We start from the raw sequence: 13,982 nt of genomic DNA, 5'->3' as shown, positions 1-13,982 counted from the left end.
CCCCCCCGCGGCGGCCGCGCCGCGCCCGGCGGCCGCGGGGCGCCCCGCCCGCCCCCGCCACTACCAGACGCGGGTCATGCGCCACGACCAACGGTCGTGGCCTACCGGTCCGGTGGGTATCGATGCCCACGTGCCTGGTGGGTATCGACGCCCCCCGTGCCTGGTGGGTATCGACCGTTGGTCGATACGCCCTACAACCACTTCGCGCGCTTGAACAACCGGTACAGCCCCACGCACACACCGCCCACGCCCACGATCATCAGCGGGTACGACCACGGCTCGCTCAGCTCAGGCATGTGGCTGAAGTTCATGCCGTACCAGCTGGTGATCAGTGTCGGCGCCGCCAGCAGCGCGGCCCATGCACCCAGCCGCTTGACCGTCTCGCCCTGCGCCAGCGTCACCAGCGACAGGTTCACGCTCAGCGCGGTGCCGAGCATCTCGCGCAGCGTGTCGATCACATCGCTGATGCGTACCGCGTGGTCGTGGACGTCGCGGATGTACAGCTTCACTTCGTCGGGGATCAGCTCGCCCTGGTAGCGGCGCAGCTGCGCCAGCACATCCTGCAGCGGCGCCACCGCCATCCGCATCTTGTTCAGCTCGCGCTTGAGCTCGTACAGCCGCACCACCGTGCTGCGCTTGTAGGTGTCGGCGAAGATGTCCTTCTCCAGCAGCTCCAGGGTGTCGCGGAAGCGGTGCACGATAGGCAGGTAGTTGTCGACCACGAAGTCGGTCACCGCGTACAGGCAGTACGACGGGCCCATCTTCAGCAGCTGCGGCTCGCGTTCCACCCTCGCACGCACCGGGGCATAGGACAGCGACGCGCCATGGCGTACCGTCACCAGGAAGCGCGGGCCGAGGAAGGCATGGGTTTCGCCGTACTGGATGCGCTCGTCGACCATCTGCGCGGTGGTCACCACCACGAACATCGAATTGCCGTAGGTCTCGACCTTGGGCCGCTGGTGCGCGTTGCGCGCATCCTCGATGGCCAGGTCGTGCAGGCAGAACTCTTCCTGCAGTTTCAACAGCACATCGTCGTTGGGGTCGTACAGGCCGACCCAGACGAAGCCGTTGCCACTGGCAATGACATCGCTGATGGCATCCAGGGTGATGTCGTGGCGTTTGCCCTCGTCATCGTAGTGGACGCAGTTGATGACGCAGGCGGGGTTGGCCGAGGCGGGCGCGGCAGCAGAGGCGGGCAATGACATGCCCGCCATCGTGCGTCAGTGCTGTGTTTTGGACAAGTGAGGAGTACGCCCCAGCACCCATGCCAGCGCGACGTGGACGGGCAGCAGCAGCACGATCCACTGCACGTTGTACTGTGCCTGCAGGCTCAGCCAGTGCAGTACCAGCGCGGCCACCGCCTGTACCGCCAGCAGCCACAGCACGATCCTGAACATGCGGCCCGGCACGCGACGACGCAGCAGGGCGATTGCACCCGGCAACAGCAGCACGGCCAGCGGCGAAAGCAACAGCAGGTTGCGATTGGCCCACGCGGCGTAGTGGATGCTGAAGTCCCACAGGAACACCAGCACGCCACCAAACAGGGCGCACAGCAGCCAGAACGGCAGGGCCATTCCGGCCAGCAGGCGCGGGCGGTTGCGCAGCGCCAGCACGCCGCCGGCCACGATCAGCCCGAGCAGCAGCCATGGCCACCAGCGGCGCGCGAATTCCTTCGGCTCCGCATCGATACGATGCGGCAGCAGTTCCTGTTCGGACTGCACCAGCGGACGGCCATCGCTGTTGCGTGCCTGGCGCAGCGCATCGGCCAGGCGCATCGGCACGAAGGCTTCCTGCCAGCGCGACAGCGGCTGGTCGGCAAATGGCCCAAGGCCGACATCGAAGCCCAGCCACATCCACGGTGCCGGCGACGCCAGGCGGACCGATTCACTGCGGTAGGTGTTGCCGCGCGAGCGCCCCGACAGCTGTGACTGCAGGCCGCCGCCCAGTGCCTTGTCCACCGTGTCGCGCACCATCGTGGCGCAGTTGGCGGTGTAGTAATCGTAGTGGTAGCGCGCGTTTTCCGGCTTGGCCCGCTCGGCCAGGTCGGCGGCCAGCGCACGCGCCTGGTCCGGGCGCAGGTCCAGCCACTGCACGCTGGCGCCACGGCCGGTCTCGTCGTAGTACGACAGGTCCTGCTGCAACGGCAGCGCCACCAGGTAATACATCATGTCGCCGCGTGCGAAGCGGCTGATGAAATCGTCCTCGGACGGATCGAAGTAGCCGAAGTTGTACGAGGTTGCCTCGCCGCTGACCGGATCGACCACGACGATGGCGTCGTGGCCGAAGCGTTCGAAGAACACGGTGCCCGGCTGCATGGTCACCACGCCGATGCGCGGGGCAGGGACTTCAGCGTTGGTTGCAGGTACGGCAGGTGTGGCTGCCACCGGTTGCGCGAAGGCGGCCAGCGGCAGGGCCATGGCCAGCACGCACAGTGCCAGCCACACCATGAGGATCAGGCCGCGGCGCTTCAAGCGTCGTCCTGCGCGTCCGGCGGCAGCACGGTCACGTGGAAGGCCTGTACCCGGCGCGCATCGGCGCGGGCCACGCGGAACATGAAGCGATCCAGCGCCAGCTCGTCACCGACTTCCGGCAGATGGCCCACGGCCTCGGTGACCAGGCCGCCGATGGTGTCGTAGTCCTCGTCGGAGAACGTCGCGCCGAAGCGCTCGTTGAAGTCGCCGATCGGGGTCAGCGCGTCGACCACGTACTGGCCGTCGGACTGGATGGCGATCTGCGCCGAGGGATCTTCAGCCTCGTCATGCTCATCGTCGATCTCGCCGACGATCTGTTCCAGCACGTCCTCGATGGTGACCAGGCCGGCGACACCGCCGTACTCGTCCACCACGATGGCCATGTGGTTGCGCGACAGGCGGAATTCCTTCAGCAGCACGTTGAGCTTCTTCGCTTCCGGGATCAGCACCGCCGGGCGCAGCAGCTCGCGCACGTTGGCCGGGCCGTTGTCGGCAACCACGCCGCGCAGCAGGTCCTTGGCCAGCAGGATGCCAAGGATGTCGTCCTTGTTCTCACCGTGCACCGGGAAGCGCGAATGGCCGGATTCGACCACCTGCTTCATCAGTTCCAGGAAGGGCGCTTCAACCGGCAGCGAGACCATCTGCGAGCGCGAAATCATCACGTCGCCCACGGTCAGCTCGGCCACCGAAATGGCGCCTTCCATCATCTTCAGGGTATCGGCGGCGATCAGACCCTCTTCCTGCGCGGTGTGCAGGACAGCGACCAGCTCGTCGCGGGTATGGGGTTCGCCGGAGAAGGCGGAGGTCAGGCGTTCAAGCCAGCCGCGCTTCTTTTCACTGTGCTCCGCAGGGGAGCTACTACTGTCGTCTTCTGACATCTCTGGAAAAAAGGCACCCGGCAGGCCGGGCGTTGACCCAAGTCTAGCAGGATGTGACGGCCTGTCAGTGACTGCCGGTGGCCGGGGTTGGGGCGGCCGGGGCCGGCTCCTCCTCGGGCAGGTCCAGGCTGTAGGTGCAACCGGCCAGGGTCTTGCCGGGGTGGGAGGCCACGGTGGAGACGCTGAGGATGATCGACTCGATCTGGGCCTCGCCGGTCTTCGGGTCGGTCACGTCGCGGCTGACCAGTTCGCGGCCGGCCATGAACTTGCCGTCCTGGTCGTAGCCGGTCTCCAATTCCAGCCGTTTGGCCAGCGGGCGTGGGTCGGCCTGGTCGAGCACCGCCATGATGCTGGTGCCGGCCACCGCCACCCGCTCGGTCTGTTGGCCGAAGACGGTGATCGGGCCGGCCAGCCGGAACTCGCTCATGAACTGGTTGCCCTGCGGCAGCGGCTGCAGGCCCTGGGCCACGGCCTTCAGCGGATCGGCCAGCAGCGGCGCCAGCGCGGCCTGCTCGGCCACGCCCTGGCGGCATTCGATCAGGGCCGGCAGGTCCAGGCTGGTGGCGAAGGCGGCGGGAGCGGCGAGGGCACAGAGCAGGGGCAGGCAGCAGCGCAGTGACACGGTCGATTTCCGCAGGCGAAGGGCCGCCATCATAGCCCCGGCGAGCGCCGGAACAGCCCGGTGAGAAGGCGCAGGAAACCGGTCATCGCCCGTCGCACGACCATCAGTGAGAGGGTCAGCACGACCGCAAGCATGGCGACCTGCATCGATTGCCCCGCGATGCGCGCCACCGCCGGCCACAGGCCCGGGCTGGTCAGCCAGGGCATCAGTTCCGCTGCCGCGGTCCTGGCCACTTTCATGTAGATCACAGCCAGCACGAACAGCACCAGCAGCGAGGTACGGCTGGCGTGGAAGAACGGGAGTGAGTTCACGGGGCGGCCCAGGCGGCGGTGCACGATCATCCGCCACAGGAGCGGAAGGGTCAGTGCACCCACCAGCGTCAGCACCATCGACGTTTCAAGCAGACCGGGGAGATGGGCCGGTTCCAACCGTCCGCTGAGGTGCGGGCCGATCATGCCGATCGCCAGCCCGGCCAGCAGGCACACGGGCGAGAGCAGGGCCAGGCTGCGCAGCAGCCAGTGCCTGCCGCTGGGTTCGCGGGCACTGATGCGGCGCACGGCATACGCGCCCAGCACCAGCAGCATGGCGAACAAGGTGGCGCCGATCACAAACATCATTGAGCTGTTTCCCGAGGTCATCCTTGTTCCTCTCGTGTTCCTGGCGACGGGCTGTGGCCCGCTCAGCGCTCGCCCGCGTATGGATCGTCGATGCCCAGCTCGGCCAGGATTTCCCGCTCCAGCTGCTCCATCGCCTCGGCTTCCTTGTCGTCCTCGTGGTCCCAGCCGAGCAGGTGCAGCACGCCGTGCACGGTCAGATGCGCGTAATGGGCATTGAGCGCCTTGCCCTGTTCGTCGGCCTCCCGTGCCACGACCGGAGCACAGATCACCAGGTCACCCAGCAGCGGGAATTTTACGCCCTTGGGCAGGCCTTCGGGCACTTCGGCCGGGAAGCTGAGCACGTTGGTGGCGTAGTCCTTGCCGCGGTAATGGCGGTTCAGCGACTGTCCTTCCTTGGCATCGACCACGCGGATGGCCAGATCGGCCTCGCGGATGCGGCCCTTCAACGCGGCGGCCACCCACTTGCGGAAGCTCACTGCCGCCGGCAGGCCGGCGCGCGGCAGGGCATAGCTGACGGCGACGTCCAATCGCACGGGACCACGGGTCATGGAGTTGCTCCAGGTTGGATCTGATGCAGGTCGCGGCGGTCGTACGCGCTCACGATGCGCGCGACCAGCGGGTGGCGGACCACGTCACGGGATTCGAAGAAGGTGAAGCTGACGCCCTCGACCTCACGCAGCACGTCGATGGCGTCGCGCAGGCCGGACTTCACGTGCTTGGGCAGGTCGGTCTGGGTCAGGTCACCGGTGACCACCGCAGTGGAGCCGTAGCCCAGGCGGGTCAGGAACATCTTCATCTGCTCGATGGTGGTGTTCTGTGCTTCGTCCAGGATCACGAACGCATCGTTGAGCGTGCGGCCGCGCATGTAGGCCAGCGGCGCGATCTCGATGACGTTCTTCTCCAGAAGCTTGACCACCTTTTCCACGCCCATCATCTCGTACAGGGCGTCGTACAGCGGTCGCAGGTAGGGATCGACCTTCTGGCTCAGGTCGCCGGGCAGGAAGCCCAGCTTCTCGCCGGCCTCCACCGCCGGGCGCACCAGGATCAGGCGCTGCACCCGCGATTCGTTCAGGGCTTCGACCGCGCTGGCTACGGCCAGGAAGGTCTTGCCGGTACCGGCCGGGCCGATGCCGAAGTTGATGTCGTGGGTGGCGATCTGGTGCAGGTAGCGGCCCTGGTTGGCGCCGCGGCCGCGCACCGTGCCGCGCTTGACCTTGATCGCCACGTCCTGTGCTTCGTAGGAGCGCTCGGCGATCTGCTCGACATTGGCCTGCGCCAGGCGCAGGTGGATGGCGTGGTTGTCGAAGGTCGTTTCGCCGGCTTCGGCGTACAGCGCTTCAACCAGCTTCTGCGCCTCGACGATGGCTTCGTTGGGGCCGCTGATGCGGAACACGAAGCCACGATTTGCGATCTCCACGCCGAGCTTCAGCTCGATCTGGCGCAGGTGCCCGTCGAAGGGGCCGCACAGGTTGGCCAGTCGCTCGTTGTCTTCCGGCGACAGGGTGAAGTCTCGATGATCGATGCTTTTCATTGCTTGGGGTGGGGCGGACGCCTTCCACCGCAGTGTATTCAGGGAGGACAAGGGTAGCGCGCGTGCGGGGCACACGGCCAGCAGACGGTCGATACAGCGTTTTCCACACCCGGTGTGGACGGGGCACGCGGAAACCTGTGGATAGACCTTCGCAATGCTTGTGCCACAAGGCCCATGAGGTCCTGGTGAAAAAAGCGTCATGGTCGCCGGTCGCTACGGCAGCACTGCCACGGGTGGCCTGCGCGGGGGGCATTCATCGTGATGGCAGTGCAGGTTTCGTTGCCGGGCGAGCAACAGCGCCGGGTCCTGCCGGATTTCCACAACGGTTGTGGAATGATGCCGAATCAACCTGTGGATAGGTGGTGCGGAGCCTTGCAGCAAAAGGCTTGCCCACGCGTGGTGAAAAAACCGTCAGGGCTGATTGGAATCATTGAGGGTGCACGGGGCACATGGCACCGTGTCGCCGTCGCAGGAGGGGATGGCATGGGCATCGGCAACGGGATGCGTGGAATCGGACTGGCGGGCATGGGCCTGCTGGTGGGGTGTGGGCAGTCAACGCCGACTGCGCTGGGCACGCTGGAGTGGGACCGGATCACGGTGCCGGCACCGGCGGCCGAAGTGATCGCCACGGTGGAGGTGCGCGAGGGCCAGCAGGTCAAGGCCGGGACCGTGCTGATGCAGCTGGACCCGGCGCGGGGAGACGCGCAGTTCGCCGCAGCGCAGGCTGATACGGCGCGTGCGCAGGCGCAGCTGGAAGAACTGCAGATCGGCCCACGCCAGGAGCAGATCGCTCAGGCCCAGGCACAACTGGCCGCGTTGCGCGCACAGGCTGCCGAAGCAAGTGCCTATTACCGACGGGTCCAGCCGTTGGCACAGCAGCGCTTGATTGCCGCCGCTGAACTGGATCGAGCACGCGCCGCCGCCGGCAATGCCGAAGCCAGCGTGCGTGCTGCCGAGCAGGCCTGGCTGGAGCGGGTGCACGGCAGCCGTGTGCAGGATATCGCCCAGGGCCAGGCGGCCGCCGATGCCGCACGGGCACAGCAGGTGGTACAGAGCGTGAACCTGCAGAAGCTGCAGTTGCGTGCACCGCGCGACGGGGTAGTCGATGCATTGCCCTACCGGCAGGGTGACCAGGCACCGATCGGTGCGCCGCTGGCAGTGATGCTGGTCGGCGAGCGCCCCTATGCGCGCGTCTACCTGCCGCAACCGCTGCGTCTGCAGGTCAAGGTCGGGCAGGCCGCGCAGATACAGCTGGAAGGCGGCAACACCGTGCTGAAGGGGCATGTACGTGCGATCCGTAGCGAACCATCGTTCACGCCGTACTACGCACTGACCGGCGATGACGTCGAACGGCTGAGCTATCTGGCCGAGATTGAAGTGGACGGGAACAGCGACATGCAGAAACTGCCAGCGGGTCTTCCGGTACAGGTGCGCTTCTGAACACCGGTGCGGACATCGCGGTGCATGCGCAGGGCCTGACCCGCCGCTTCGGCGAGCTGCTGGCCGTGGACAACGTCGACCTGACCGTACCGCGCGGACAGGTATACGGTTTTCTGGGCCCGAACGGGTCTGGCAAGTCGACCACCATCCGCATGCTGTGCGGCCTGCTGGAACCCAGCGCAGGGCAGATCGAGGTGCTGGGGTTGGCGGTTCCCGAGCAGGCCGAAGCGCTGCGCCGACGCATCGGCTACATGACCCAGCGCTTCTCGTTGTACGAAGATCTGTCGGTGCGCGAGAACCTGGAGTTCCTCGCCGCCATCCAGGACCTGCCGCGCGCACAGGCCCGGCAGCGGGTCGACGAACTGCTGCAGCAATACCGGCTGCAGGACCGCCAGCCACAACTGGCTGGCACGCTCAGTGGTGGCCAGAAGCAGCGCCTGGCCCTGGCCGGTGCCGTGGTGCATTCGCCCGAACTGCTGTTCCTGGACGAGCCGACCAGTGCGGTCGATCCGGAATCGCGCCGCGATTTCTGGGAAGCCCTGTTCGAGCTGGCCGATGCCGGTACGACGGTGCTGGTGTCGACCCACTACATGGACGAGGCCGAGCGTTGCCACCGCCTGGCGATCCTTGATCGCGGCGCGCTGGTGGCCGACGGCACGCCGGCCGAACTGTGTGCACGGCTGCAAGGGCGCACGCTGCAGGTCACATCCTCGCAGCCGCGCCAGGCCAGCCGCGCGCTGGCCGAACTGCCCGGCGTGCTGAGCGTGGCGCAGATCGGCACGCAGCTGCGCGTGCTGTGCAGTGAAGACGCGGCCGACATGGCCACGTTGCAGCGCGCCTTGGCCGGTGCCGATCCGCAGGCCAGCATTGAGCCGGTGGCGCCGAACCTGGAAGACGTCTTCGTGGCCGCCACCCGCGGCCGTGGCCGGGAGCCGGCGGCATGAACCTGCGCCGCCTGTGGGCGATCATGCTCAAGGAGCTGCGGCAGCTGCGCCGCGACCGCATTACGCTGGCGATGATCGTCGGCATTCCGGTGATGCAGCTGCTGCTGTTCGGCTACGCGATCAATCTCAACCTGCGTCATCTCAACGCCGGTGTCGCCGACCAGGCCAACAGTGCGGCGTCACGCGCGCTGGTGCAGGACATGGTTGCCACCGGCGTGATCACGCCGCGCAGCGAAGCCTATACGCCCGATCAGCTGATGCAGGCGCTGCGCCGTGGCGAAATCAGTGTCGGTATCGTGGTGCCGGCCGACTTTGAGCGTCGTCGCTTCGATGGACGCGAAGCGGTACAGGTGCTGGTCGACGGCAGCGACACCGTGGTGCAGAGCGCAGCGATCCAGCTGGCACAGGTGCCGCTGGATACGCGTCCGACCAGCAACACGCGGCCGCTGCGCGAAGGCAGCATCGCTGGTGGTCCGATCAGCGTGACCAGCTTCTACAACCCGCAGCGGCGTTCGGCGGTGAACATCGTGCCGGGCCTGATCGGGGTGATCCTGACCATGACCCTGGTGATGTTCACGGCCGTAGCGGTGGTGCGCGAACGCGAGCGCGGCAACATGGAACTGCTGATCGCCACACCGGTGTCGCGCAGCGAACTGATGGTCGGCAAGGTGCTGCCCTATGCGGCTATCGGTCTGCTGCAGACCACGCTGGTATTGGTGCTGGGCACCTGGCTGTTCCAGGTGCCGATCCGCGGCAGCCTGCTGGACATCTATCTGGCCGCGGTGCTGCTGGTGCTGGCCAACCTGGCGCTGGGCCTGCTGATCTCCACGCGCGCGCGCTCGCAGTTCCAGGCGATGCAGATGACGCTGTTCCTGTTCCTGCCGTCGATCCTGTTGTCGGGCTTCATGTTCCCGTTCGCCGGCATGCCACGGCCGGTGCAGTGGCTGGCCGAAGTGCTGCCGCTGACCCACTTCCTGCGCCTGGTGCGCGGCATCATGCTGCGCGGCGCCTCGCTGTGGGAGCTGTGGCACGATGCGCTGGCGTTGCTGGCCTTCATCGTGGTGATGATGACGCTGGCGATCCTGCGTTTCCGCAAGCGCCTGGATTAGGGAATGCCGACCAACGGTCGGCATCCACAACTACCGCGGTGGGTGCCGACCGTTGGTCGGCAAACCTTATTCCGCCACCACGCGCGCGCGCAGCGAATTGGTCAGCGCTTCGGTGATCACCACGTCCACGAACTGGCCGATCAATCGTGCCGGCGCCGGGAAGTTCACCGAACGCATGTTCTCGGTCTTGCCGGTCAGCTCGTTCGGGTTCTTGCGCGAAGGGCCTTCCACCAGCACGGTCTGCACGGTACCGACCATCTTTTCGGAAATGCCGGCAGCGTGCGCATTGATGCGTTCCTGCAGGCGCGACAGGCGCGCGTGCTTCTCGGCATCGCTGATCGTGTCCTCCAGATCCGCAGCCGGTGTACCCGGGCGACGCGAATAGATGAAGGAGAAGCTGTGGTCGAAGCCGATGTCCTCGATCAGCTTCATGGTCTTCTCGAAGTCGGCATCGGTCTCGCCGGGGAAACCGACGATGAAGTCCGAGCTGATCGAGATGTCCGGGCGCACCGCGCGCAGCTTGCGGATCTTCGACTTGAATTCCAGTGCGGTGTAGCCACGCTTCATCGCCGACAGCACGCGGTCGCTGCCTGCTTGTACCGGCAGGTGCAGGAAGCTGGCCAGCTGCGGCACGTCGCGGAACGCGTCGATCAGCGAATCGCTGAACTCCAGCGGATGCGAGGTGGTGAAGCGGATGCGGCCGACGCCATCGATCTCGGCGATGGTGCGGATCAGCAGGCCGAGGTCGGCGAACTCGCCGTCCCCATAGGGCCCACGGTAGGCGTTGACGTTCTGGCCGAGCAGGTTGATCTCACGCACGCCCTGTGCAGCCAGCTGCGCCACCTCCACCACCACGTCCTCGAACGGGCGGCTGACTTCGGTACCGCGGGTGTAGGGCACCACGCAGAACGAGCAGTACTTGGAACAGCCTTCCATGATCGAGACGAAGGCCGAAGCGCCTTCGGCGCGCGGTTCCGGCAGGCGGTCGAACTTCTCGATCTCGGGGAAGCTGATGTCCACCTGCGGGCGCTTCTGCTCGCGCCGTGCGCGGATCAGTTCCGGCAGGCGGTGCAGGGTCTGCGGGCCGAACACCAGGTCGACGAACGGCGCGCGCTTGATGATTGCCTCGCCTTCCTGCGAAGCGACGCAGCCGCCCACGCCGATGATGACCTCGCGGCCCTTGTTCTTCAGTCCCTTCCACACGCCCAGCTGGCTGAACACCTTCTCCTGCGCCTTCTCGCGGATGGAGCAGGTATTGACCAGGATGACGTCGGCGTCGTCCGGGCTGTCGGTCAGTTCCAGCCCATCGCTGGCGGCAAGCACGTCGGCCATCTTGGCCGAGTCGTACTCGTTCATCTGGCAACCGTGGGTCTTGATGTACAGCTTGCCTTTCACCTGGTCGGGCTTGCGCGGACCGGCGGGCAGGGCAACGAGCGGGGTACCGCCCGGCGTGGCGGGCGGAAAGACGTCTGGCGTCCCGGTCATGGCGCTTAATCCATTCGGGTGGCGGGAAAGCCGGCAATTCTACCTACATCCCGGCGCGTACGCCGGCCCGGTAGAGCCAGGCGATGCCTGGCTGCTTTCCGTCCCGCAGGCACGGCGGGCTGGTCATCCACGCATGGCGTGGATCTACTGGAATTCCGGGTCCGCCCCCCCGGTAGCGCCCGGCCGCGCCCGTCGGCATGCCTCAGGCCGCTGCCAGCTCCGCATCGATCTGCCGCGAACGGTCGAAAGCGGTCATCGCACTCATCCGTGCAATGTAATCAGCCGTGGCCGGCGCCGGCTGCACCAGGCCGAAGGCGGTGGTCCAGGCCAGCGCATTGCCCCACAGCACGTCGGCGGCGCTCATCGTCTCGCCGAGCAGGTACGGCCCCTGTGCCAGCTGGGCTTCGATCACCTGCAGCACCGTCTCTGCGTCGTTGTAGGGCGACATCAGGCGCGGCGGCGGCTCGCGGTGCATTGCCTTATCGATCATCGCCGGCTCGAAACAGGCGCCGTAGAAGGCCATCCAGCGCAGGTAGGGGCCGCGCAGGGCGTCGCCGATCGGCGGGGCCAGCCCGGCTTCCGGGTACAGGTCGGCCAGGTACAGGTAGATCGCCACCTGTTCGGTCACCAGTGCGCCGTTGTGGACGATGGCCGGCACCTTGCCCATCGGGTTGATGGCCAGGTAGGCCGGGGCCAGGTTGGCGCCGGCCTTCAGATCCAGCACCTGCATGCGGTAGTCGGCACCCAGCGCTTCGAGCAGGGCCACGGCGCCGCTCGAGCGTGAACGGGCGGCGTGGTACAGGGTGATCTGGCGGGATGTCATGGCATTGCTCCTTGCGGTGGGTGGTGAACTGGAGCTCATCCTGGGGCACTATTGCGGACGAATTCTGTCCTCGATCCTTCATGCGCCATACCGCCCATCGACTGTTGCGCCTGATCGCCCTGCTGCAGGCCCGTCGCCAGTGGTCCGGGGCCGAGTTGGCCGAGCGCATGGGCGTGGACCGGCGCAGCATCCGTCGTGACATCGAGCGCCTGCGCGAACTGGGCTATCCGGTGCAGGCCTCATCCGGGGTTGGCGGCGGCTACCAGCTGGGGGCAGGGGCACCCGTACTTCCCATGCTGTTGGATGAGGAAGAGGCGACCACCCTGGCCATCGCCCTGCGCGCGGCCTCGGCCACCGTCGCCGGCATTGACGACACCGCGCGTGGCCTGCTGTCCAAGCTCGACCCGCTGGTGCCGACCCGTCGCCGCCAGCAGGCCGGCGAGGTGCATGCAGCGACGGCCACCCTGTCCGATCTTCCGTCCACCGATGCGCGCGTGCTCGGGCGGCTGGCCCAGTACTGCCGGCAGGCGTCGCGGCTGGCCTTCGAATACCGCAGCGCACAGGAGGCCGTCACCCAGCGCGAGGTCGAGGCCCAGCACCTGGTCAACTACGGGCGGCGCTGGTACCTGCTGGCCTGGGATCTGGGCCGGCAGGACTGGCGCACCCTGCGCGTGGACCGGATGGGCGAGGTGCGTGAGTGCTCCGAGCCGGGCATGCACCGGCGCACCCCGGCGCCGCCGGACGTGATGGTGCGGCAGGCGGTCAGCCAGGCCCCGTTCGCGCTGCAGGCCATCGTCCGTCTGGCCGGCAGCCGCGCCGAGCTGGAAGGCCGCATTCCGCCCTGGTGCGGGGTGCTGGAGGCGGATGGCGCCGAGCACTGCCTGCTGCGCATGGGGGCCGAGAGCCGGGGCATGATGCTGGCGCAGATCCTGAGCCTGGACCGCGTGCCGGTGGCGCTGTGGACCACGCCGCCGGGCCTGCGCGACGAACTGGCCCAGCGCCTGGCCGGGCTGGGCCAGGTGCTGGCTGTGCCGCCGGTCACAGGCTGAGCCACATCGCTTGGCAAGCCCAGGCGAAGCTGGGACACTCGCCGCCATGAAGGGGATACTGGGGACAACGGCGATCATCATCGCTGCGCTGACCGCTGCGCCGGCCAGCGCCGGAACCCTGTACAAGTGCCAGGGCCCTGACGGCGTCACCAGTTATGTGAGCAAGCGGGTGGCCGGTGCGCGCTGCAGCACCATCAGCTACAGCCGCGACACCCGTCCGGCGCCGCGCCCGGTGGTGGCCGCGCCAAGGCCGCCGCCGACCGCGGTGGCCAGCATTGAACGCAATCCGGTGGCCGTTGCCGCGAGCGCCGCAACGCCGGCAGCGGCCGCGCCGACACCTGCATCCGCGCCCGCAGCTGCTCCAGCACAGCCGGTCGCCCCGCGCGCCGGACGCATGGTCAGCGGCCAGGTCTATTCCTTCATGAAGGACGGCGTGCGCCACTACACCAGTGCGCGCCCGACCCAGGTGGCCAACCTCGGCCCGGTGCGGACCATCCGCTACAGCTTCATGGAGCGCTGCTACGCGTGCGGGGTCAATCCACGCGTGGACTTCGGCACCGTGCGCCTGAACACCTCGGCCTTCCAGGCCGAGATCACCTCGGCCGCGCGCGAGTTCGGCGTGGAAGAGGCTGTGGTGCGCGCGATCATCCACGCCGAGTCGGCCTACAACCCGACCGCGCTCAGCCGCGCGGGTGCGCAGGGCCTGATGCAGCTGATGCCGCCAACCGCCGCGCGCTTCGGGGTCAGTGATTCCTACGATGCCGGGCAGAACATCCGTGGCGGCGTGCAGTATCTTGCATGGCTGCTGAAGCGCTTCAATGGCGATCTGACTCTGGCGGCGGCGGGCTACAACGCCGGCGAAGGCGCGGTCGACCGCCACGGTGGCGTGCCGCCCTACAGCGAAACCCAGTACTACGTGCGCCGGGTCGGGCAGCTGGCCGAGCGTTACCGCACCGCATTGACGCACCAGTAGTGCCGGCCGCTGGCCGGCAACCCCTGGGCAATGGCCGGTA

Annotated in this window: 14 protein-coding genes; 5 read left to right on the top strand and 9 right to left on the bottom strand. The window is 67.4% G+C overall.

Features of this window, described 5'->3' with window-relative positions:
* Positions 1 to 191 precede the first annotated feature (191 nt).
* The 7 genes from V3B64_RS07020 to V3B64_RS06990 form a co-directional block, all read right to left on the bottom strand.
* Positions 192 to 1,214 (bottom strand): magnesium and cobalt transport protein CorA, encoded by a 1,023-nt coding sequence (locus V3B64_RS07020; RefSeq protein WP_012510579.1) that lies wholly within the window; start codon positions 1,212 to 1,214, stop codon positions 192 to 194.
* A 6-nt stretch (positions 1,215 to 1,220) separates the two neighbouring features.
* Complete coding sequence (locus V3B64_RS07015) at positions 1,221 to 2,471, bottom strand: DUF4105 domain-containing protein (protein WP_329913849.1); 1,251 nt, start codon at positions 2,469 to 2,471, stop codon at positions 1,221 to 1,223.
* Positions 2,468 to 3,349 (bottom strand): transporter associated domain-containing protein, encoded by an 882-nt coding sequence (locus V3B64_RS07010; RefSeq protein WP_005408827.1) that lies wholly within the window; start codon positions 3,347 to 3,349, stop codon positions 2,468 to 2,470. The genes V3B64_RS07015 and V3B64_RS07010 overlap by 4 nt, the downstream gene beginning before the upstream one ends.
* A 64-nt stretch (positions 3,350 to 3,413) precedes the next feature.
* Positions 3,414 to 4,001, bottom strand: a complete 588-nt coding sequence (locus V3B64_RS07005; protein ID WP_329913848.1) for a hypothetical protein — start codon at positions 3,999 to 4,001, stop codon at positions 3,414 to 3,416.
* Positions 4,001 to 4,609 carry a hypothetical protein gene (locus V3B64_RS07000; protein ID WP_121503805.1) on the bottom strand — a complete coding sequence of 203 codons (609 nt, stop codon included), beginning with the start codon at positions 4,607 to 4,609 and terminating at the stop codon, positions 4,001 to 4,003. The genes V3B64_RS07005 and V3B64_RS07000 overlap by 1 nt, the downstream gene beginning before the upstream one ends.
* 41 nt (positions 4,610 to 4,650) lie before the next feature.
* A complete protein-coding gene (gene ybeY, locus V3B64_RS06995; RefSeq protein ID WP_005408831.1) occupies positions 4,651 to 5,136 on the bottom strand; it encodes an rRNA maturation RNase YbeY in 486 nt (161 codons plus the stop codon).
* Positions 5,133 to 6,119, bottom strand: a complete 987-nt coding sequence (locus V3B64_RS06990) for a PhoH family protein (RefSeq protein WP_005415936.1) — start codon at positions 6,117 to 6,119, stop codon at positions 5,133 to 5,135. The genes ybeY and V3B64_RS06990 overlap by 4 nt, the downstream gene beginning before the upstream one ends.
* Positions 6,120 to 6,602: 483 nt before the next feature.
* Between V3B64_RS06990 and V3B64_RS06985 the strand changes: the two genes are divergently transcribed.
* From V3B64_RS06985 to V3B64_RS06975, 3 genes are read left to right on the top strand one after another with little or no spacing between them, the layout of a single operon-like run.
* On the top strand, positions 6,603 to 7,559 hold the full coding sequence (locus V3B64_RS06985) for an HlyD family efflux transporter periplasmic adaptor subunit (RefSeq protein ID WP_180844485.1): 957 nt from the start codon (positions 6,603 to 6,605) through the stop codon (positions 7,557 to 7,559).
* Between the two features lie 20 nt (positions 7,560 to 7,579).
* Positions 7,580 to 8,503, top strand: a complete 924-nt coding sequence (locus V3B64_RS06980; RefSeq protein ID WP_329913847.1) for an ABC transporter ATP-binding protein — start codon at positions 7,580 to 7,582, stop codon at positions 8,501 to 8,503.
* Positions 8,500 to 9,612, top strand: coding sequence for an ABC transporter permease (locus V3B64_RS06975; RefSeq protein WP_049399908.1), 1,113 nt, complete (start codon positions 8,500 to 8,502; stop codon positions 9,610 to 9,612). Before V3B64_RS06980 ends, V3B64_RS06975 begins: the two co-directional genes overlap by 4 nt.
* A 66-nt stretch (positions 9,613 to 9,678) precedes the next feature.
* Here V3B64_RS06975 and miaB read toward each other — a convergent pair whose 3' ends face one another.
* Both miaB and V3B64_RS06965 read right to left on the bottom strand, forming a co-directional pair.
* Positions 9,679 to 11,097, bottom strand: a complete 1,419-nt coding sequence (miaB, locus tag V3B64_RS06970) for a tRNA (N6-isopentenyl adenosine(37)-C2)-methylthiotransferase MiaB (RefSeq protein ID WP_329913846.1) — start codon at positions 11,095 to 11,097, stop codon at positions 9,679 to 9,681.
* 202 nt (positions 11,098 to 11,299) lie between these two features.
* On the bottom strand, positions 11,300 to 11,920 hold the full coding sequence (locus tag V3B64_RS06965; protein WP_012510589.1) for a glutathione S-transferase family protein: 621 nt from the start codon (positions 11,918 to 11,920) through the stop codon (positions 11,300 to 11,302).
* Between the two features lie 80 nt (positions 11,921 to 12,000).
* On the opposite strand from V3B64_RS06965, the gene V3B64_RS06960 reads away from it, so the two are divergent.
* Together V3B64_RS06960 and V3B64_RS06955 are read left to right on the top strand one after the other, a co-directional pair.
* A complete protein-coding gene (locus tag V3B64_RS06960; RefSeq protein WP_121503802.1) occupies positions 12,001 to 12,969 on the top strand; it encodes a WYL domain-containing protein in 969 nt (322 codons plus the stop codon).
* A gap of 46 nt (positions 12,970 to 13,015) precedes the next feature.
* Positions 13,016 to 13,942 (top strand): lytic transglycosylase domain-containing protein, encoded by a 927-nt coding sequence (locus V3B64_RS06955; RefSeq protein WP_329913845.1) that lies wholly within the window; start codon positions 13,016 to 13,018, stop codon positions 13,940 to 13,942.
* Positions 13,943 to 13,982: the final 40 nt, after the last annotated feature.

Origin of the sequence: Stenotrophomonas sp. SMYL86, assembly GCF_036320025.1 — a bacterium.
GTDB classification, from domain to species: Bacteria; Pseudomonadota; Gammaproteobacteria; order Xanthomonadales; family Xanthomonadaceae; genus Stenotrophomonas; species Stenotrophomonas maltophilia_A.
The sequence above is the reverse complement of the archived record's forward strand: the minus strand, read 5'-3'. Positions and strand labels throughout refer to the sequence as shown.

Excerpts from the sequence above, each read along its gene's own strand:
- V3B64_RS07020 (WP_012510579.1), bottom strand. The coding sequence starts at position 1,214 with ATGGCGGGCATGTCATTGCCCGCCTCTGCTGCCGCGCCCGCCTCGGCC.
- V3B64_RS07010 (WP_005408827.1), bottom strand. The coding sequence starts at position 3,349 with ATGTCAGAAGACGACAGTAGTAGCTCCCCTGCGGAGCACAGTGAAAAG.
- V3B64_RS07005 (WP_329913848.1), bottom strand. The coding sequence starts at position 4,001 with ATGGCGGCCCTTCGCCTGCGGAAATCGACCGTGTCACTGCGCTGCTGC.
- V3B64_RS07000 (WP_121503805.1), bottom strand. The coding sequence starts at position 4,609 with ATGACCTCGGGAAACAGCTCAATGATGTTTGTGATCGGCGCCACCTTG.
- ybeY (WP_005408831.1), bottom strand. The coding sequence starts at position 5,136 with ATGACCCGTGGTCCCGTGCGATTGGACGTCGCCGTCAGCTATGCCCTG.
- V3B64_RS06990 (WP_005415936.1), bottom strand. The coding sequence starts at position 6,119 with ATGAAAAGCATCGATCATCGAGACTTCACCCTGTCGCCGGAAGACAAC.
- V3B64_RS06985 (WP_180844485.1), top strand. The coding sequence starts at position 6,603 with ATGGGCATCGGCAACGGGATGCGTGGAATCGGACTGGCGGGCATGGGC.
- V3B64_RS06975 (WP_049399908.1), top strand. The coding sequence starts at position 8,500 with ATGAACCTGCGCCGCCTGTGGGCGATCATGCTCAAGGAGCTGCGGCAG.
- miaB (WP_329913846.1), bottom strand. The coding sequence starts at position 11,097 with ATGACCGGGACGCCAGACGTCTTTCCGCCCGCCACGCCGGGCGGTACC.
- V3B64_RS06965 (WP_012510589.1), bottom strand. The coding sequence starts at position 11,920 with ATGACATCCCGCCAGATCACCCTGTACCACGCCGCCCGTTCACGCTCG.
- V3B64_RS06960 (WP_121503802.1), top strand. The coding sequence starts at position 12,001 with ATGCGCCATACCGCCCATCGACTGTTGCGCCTGATCGCCCTGCTGCAG.
- V3B64_RS06955 (WP_329913845.1), top strand. The coding sequence starts at position 13,016 with ATGAAGGGGATACTGGGGACAACGGCGATCATCATCGCTGCGCTGACC.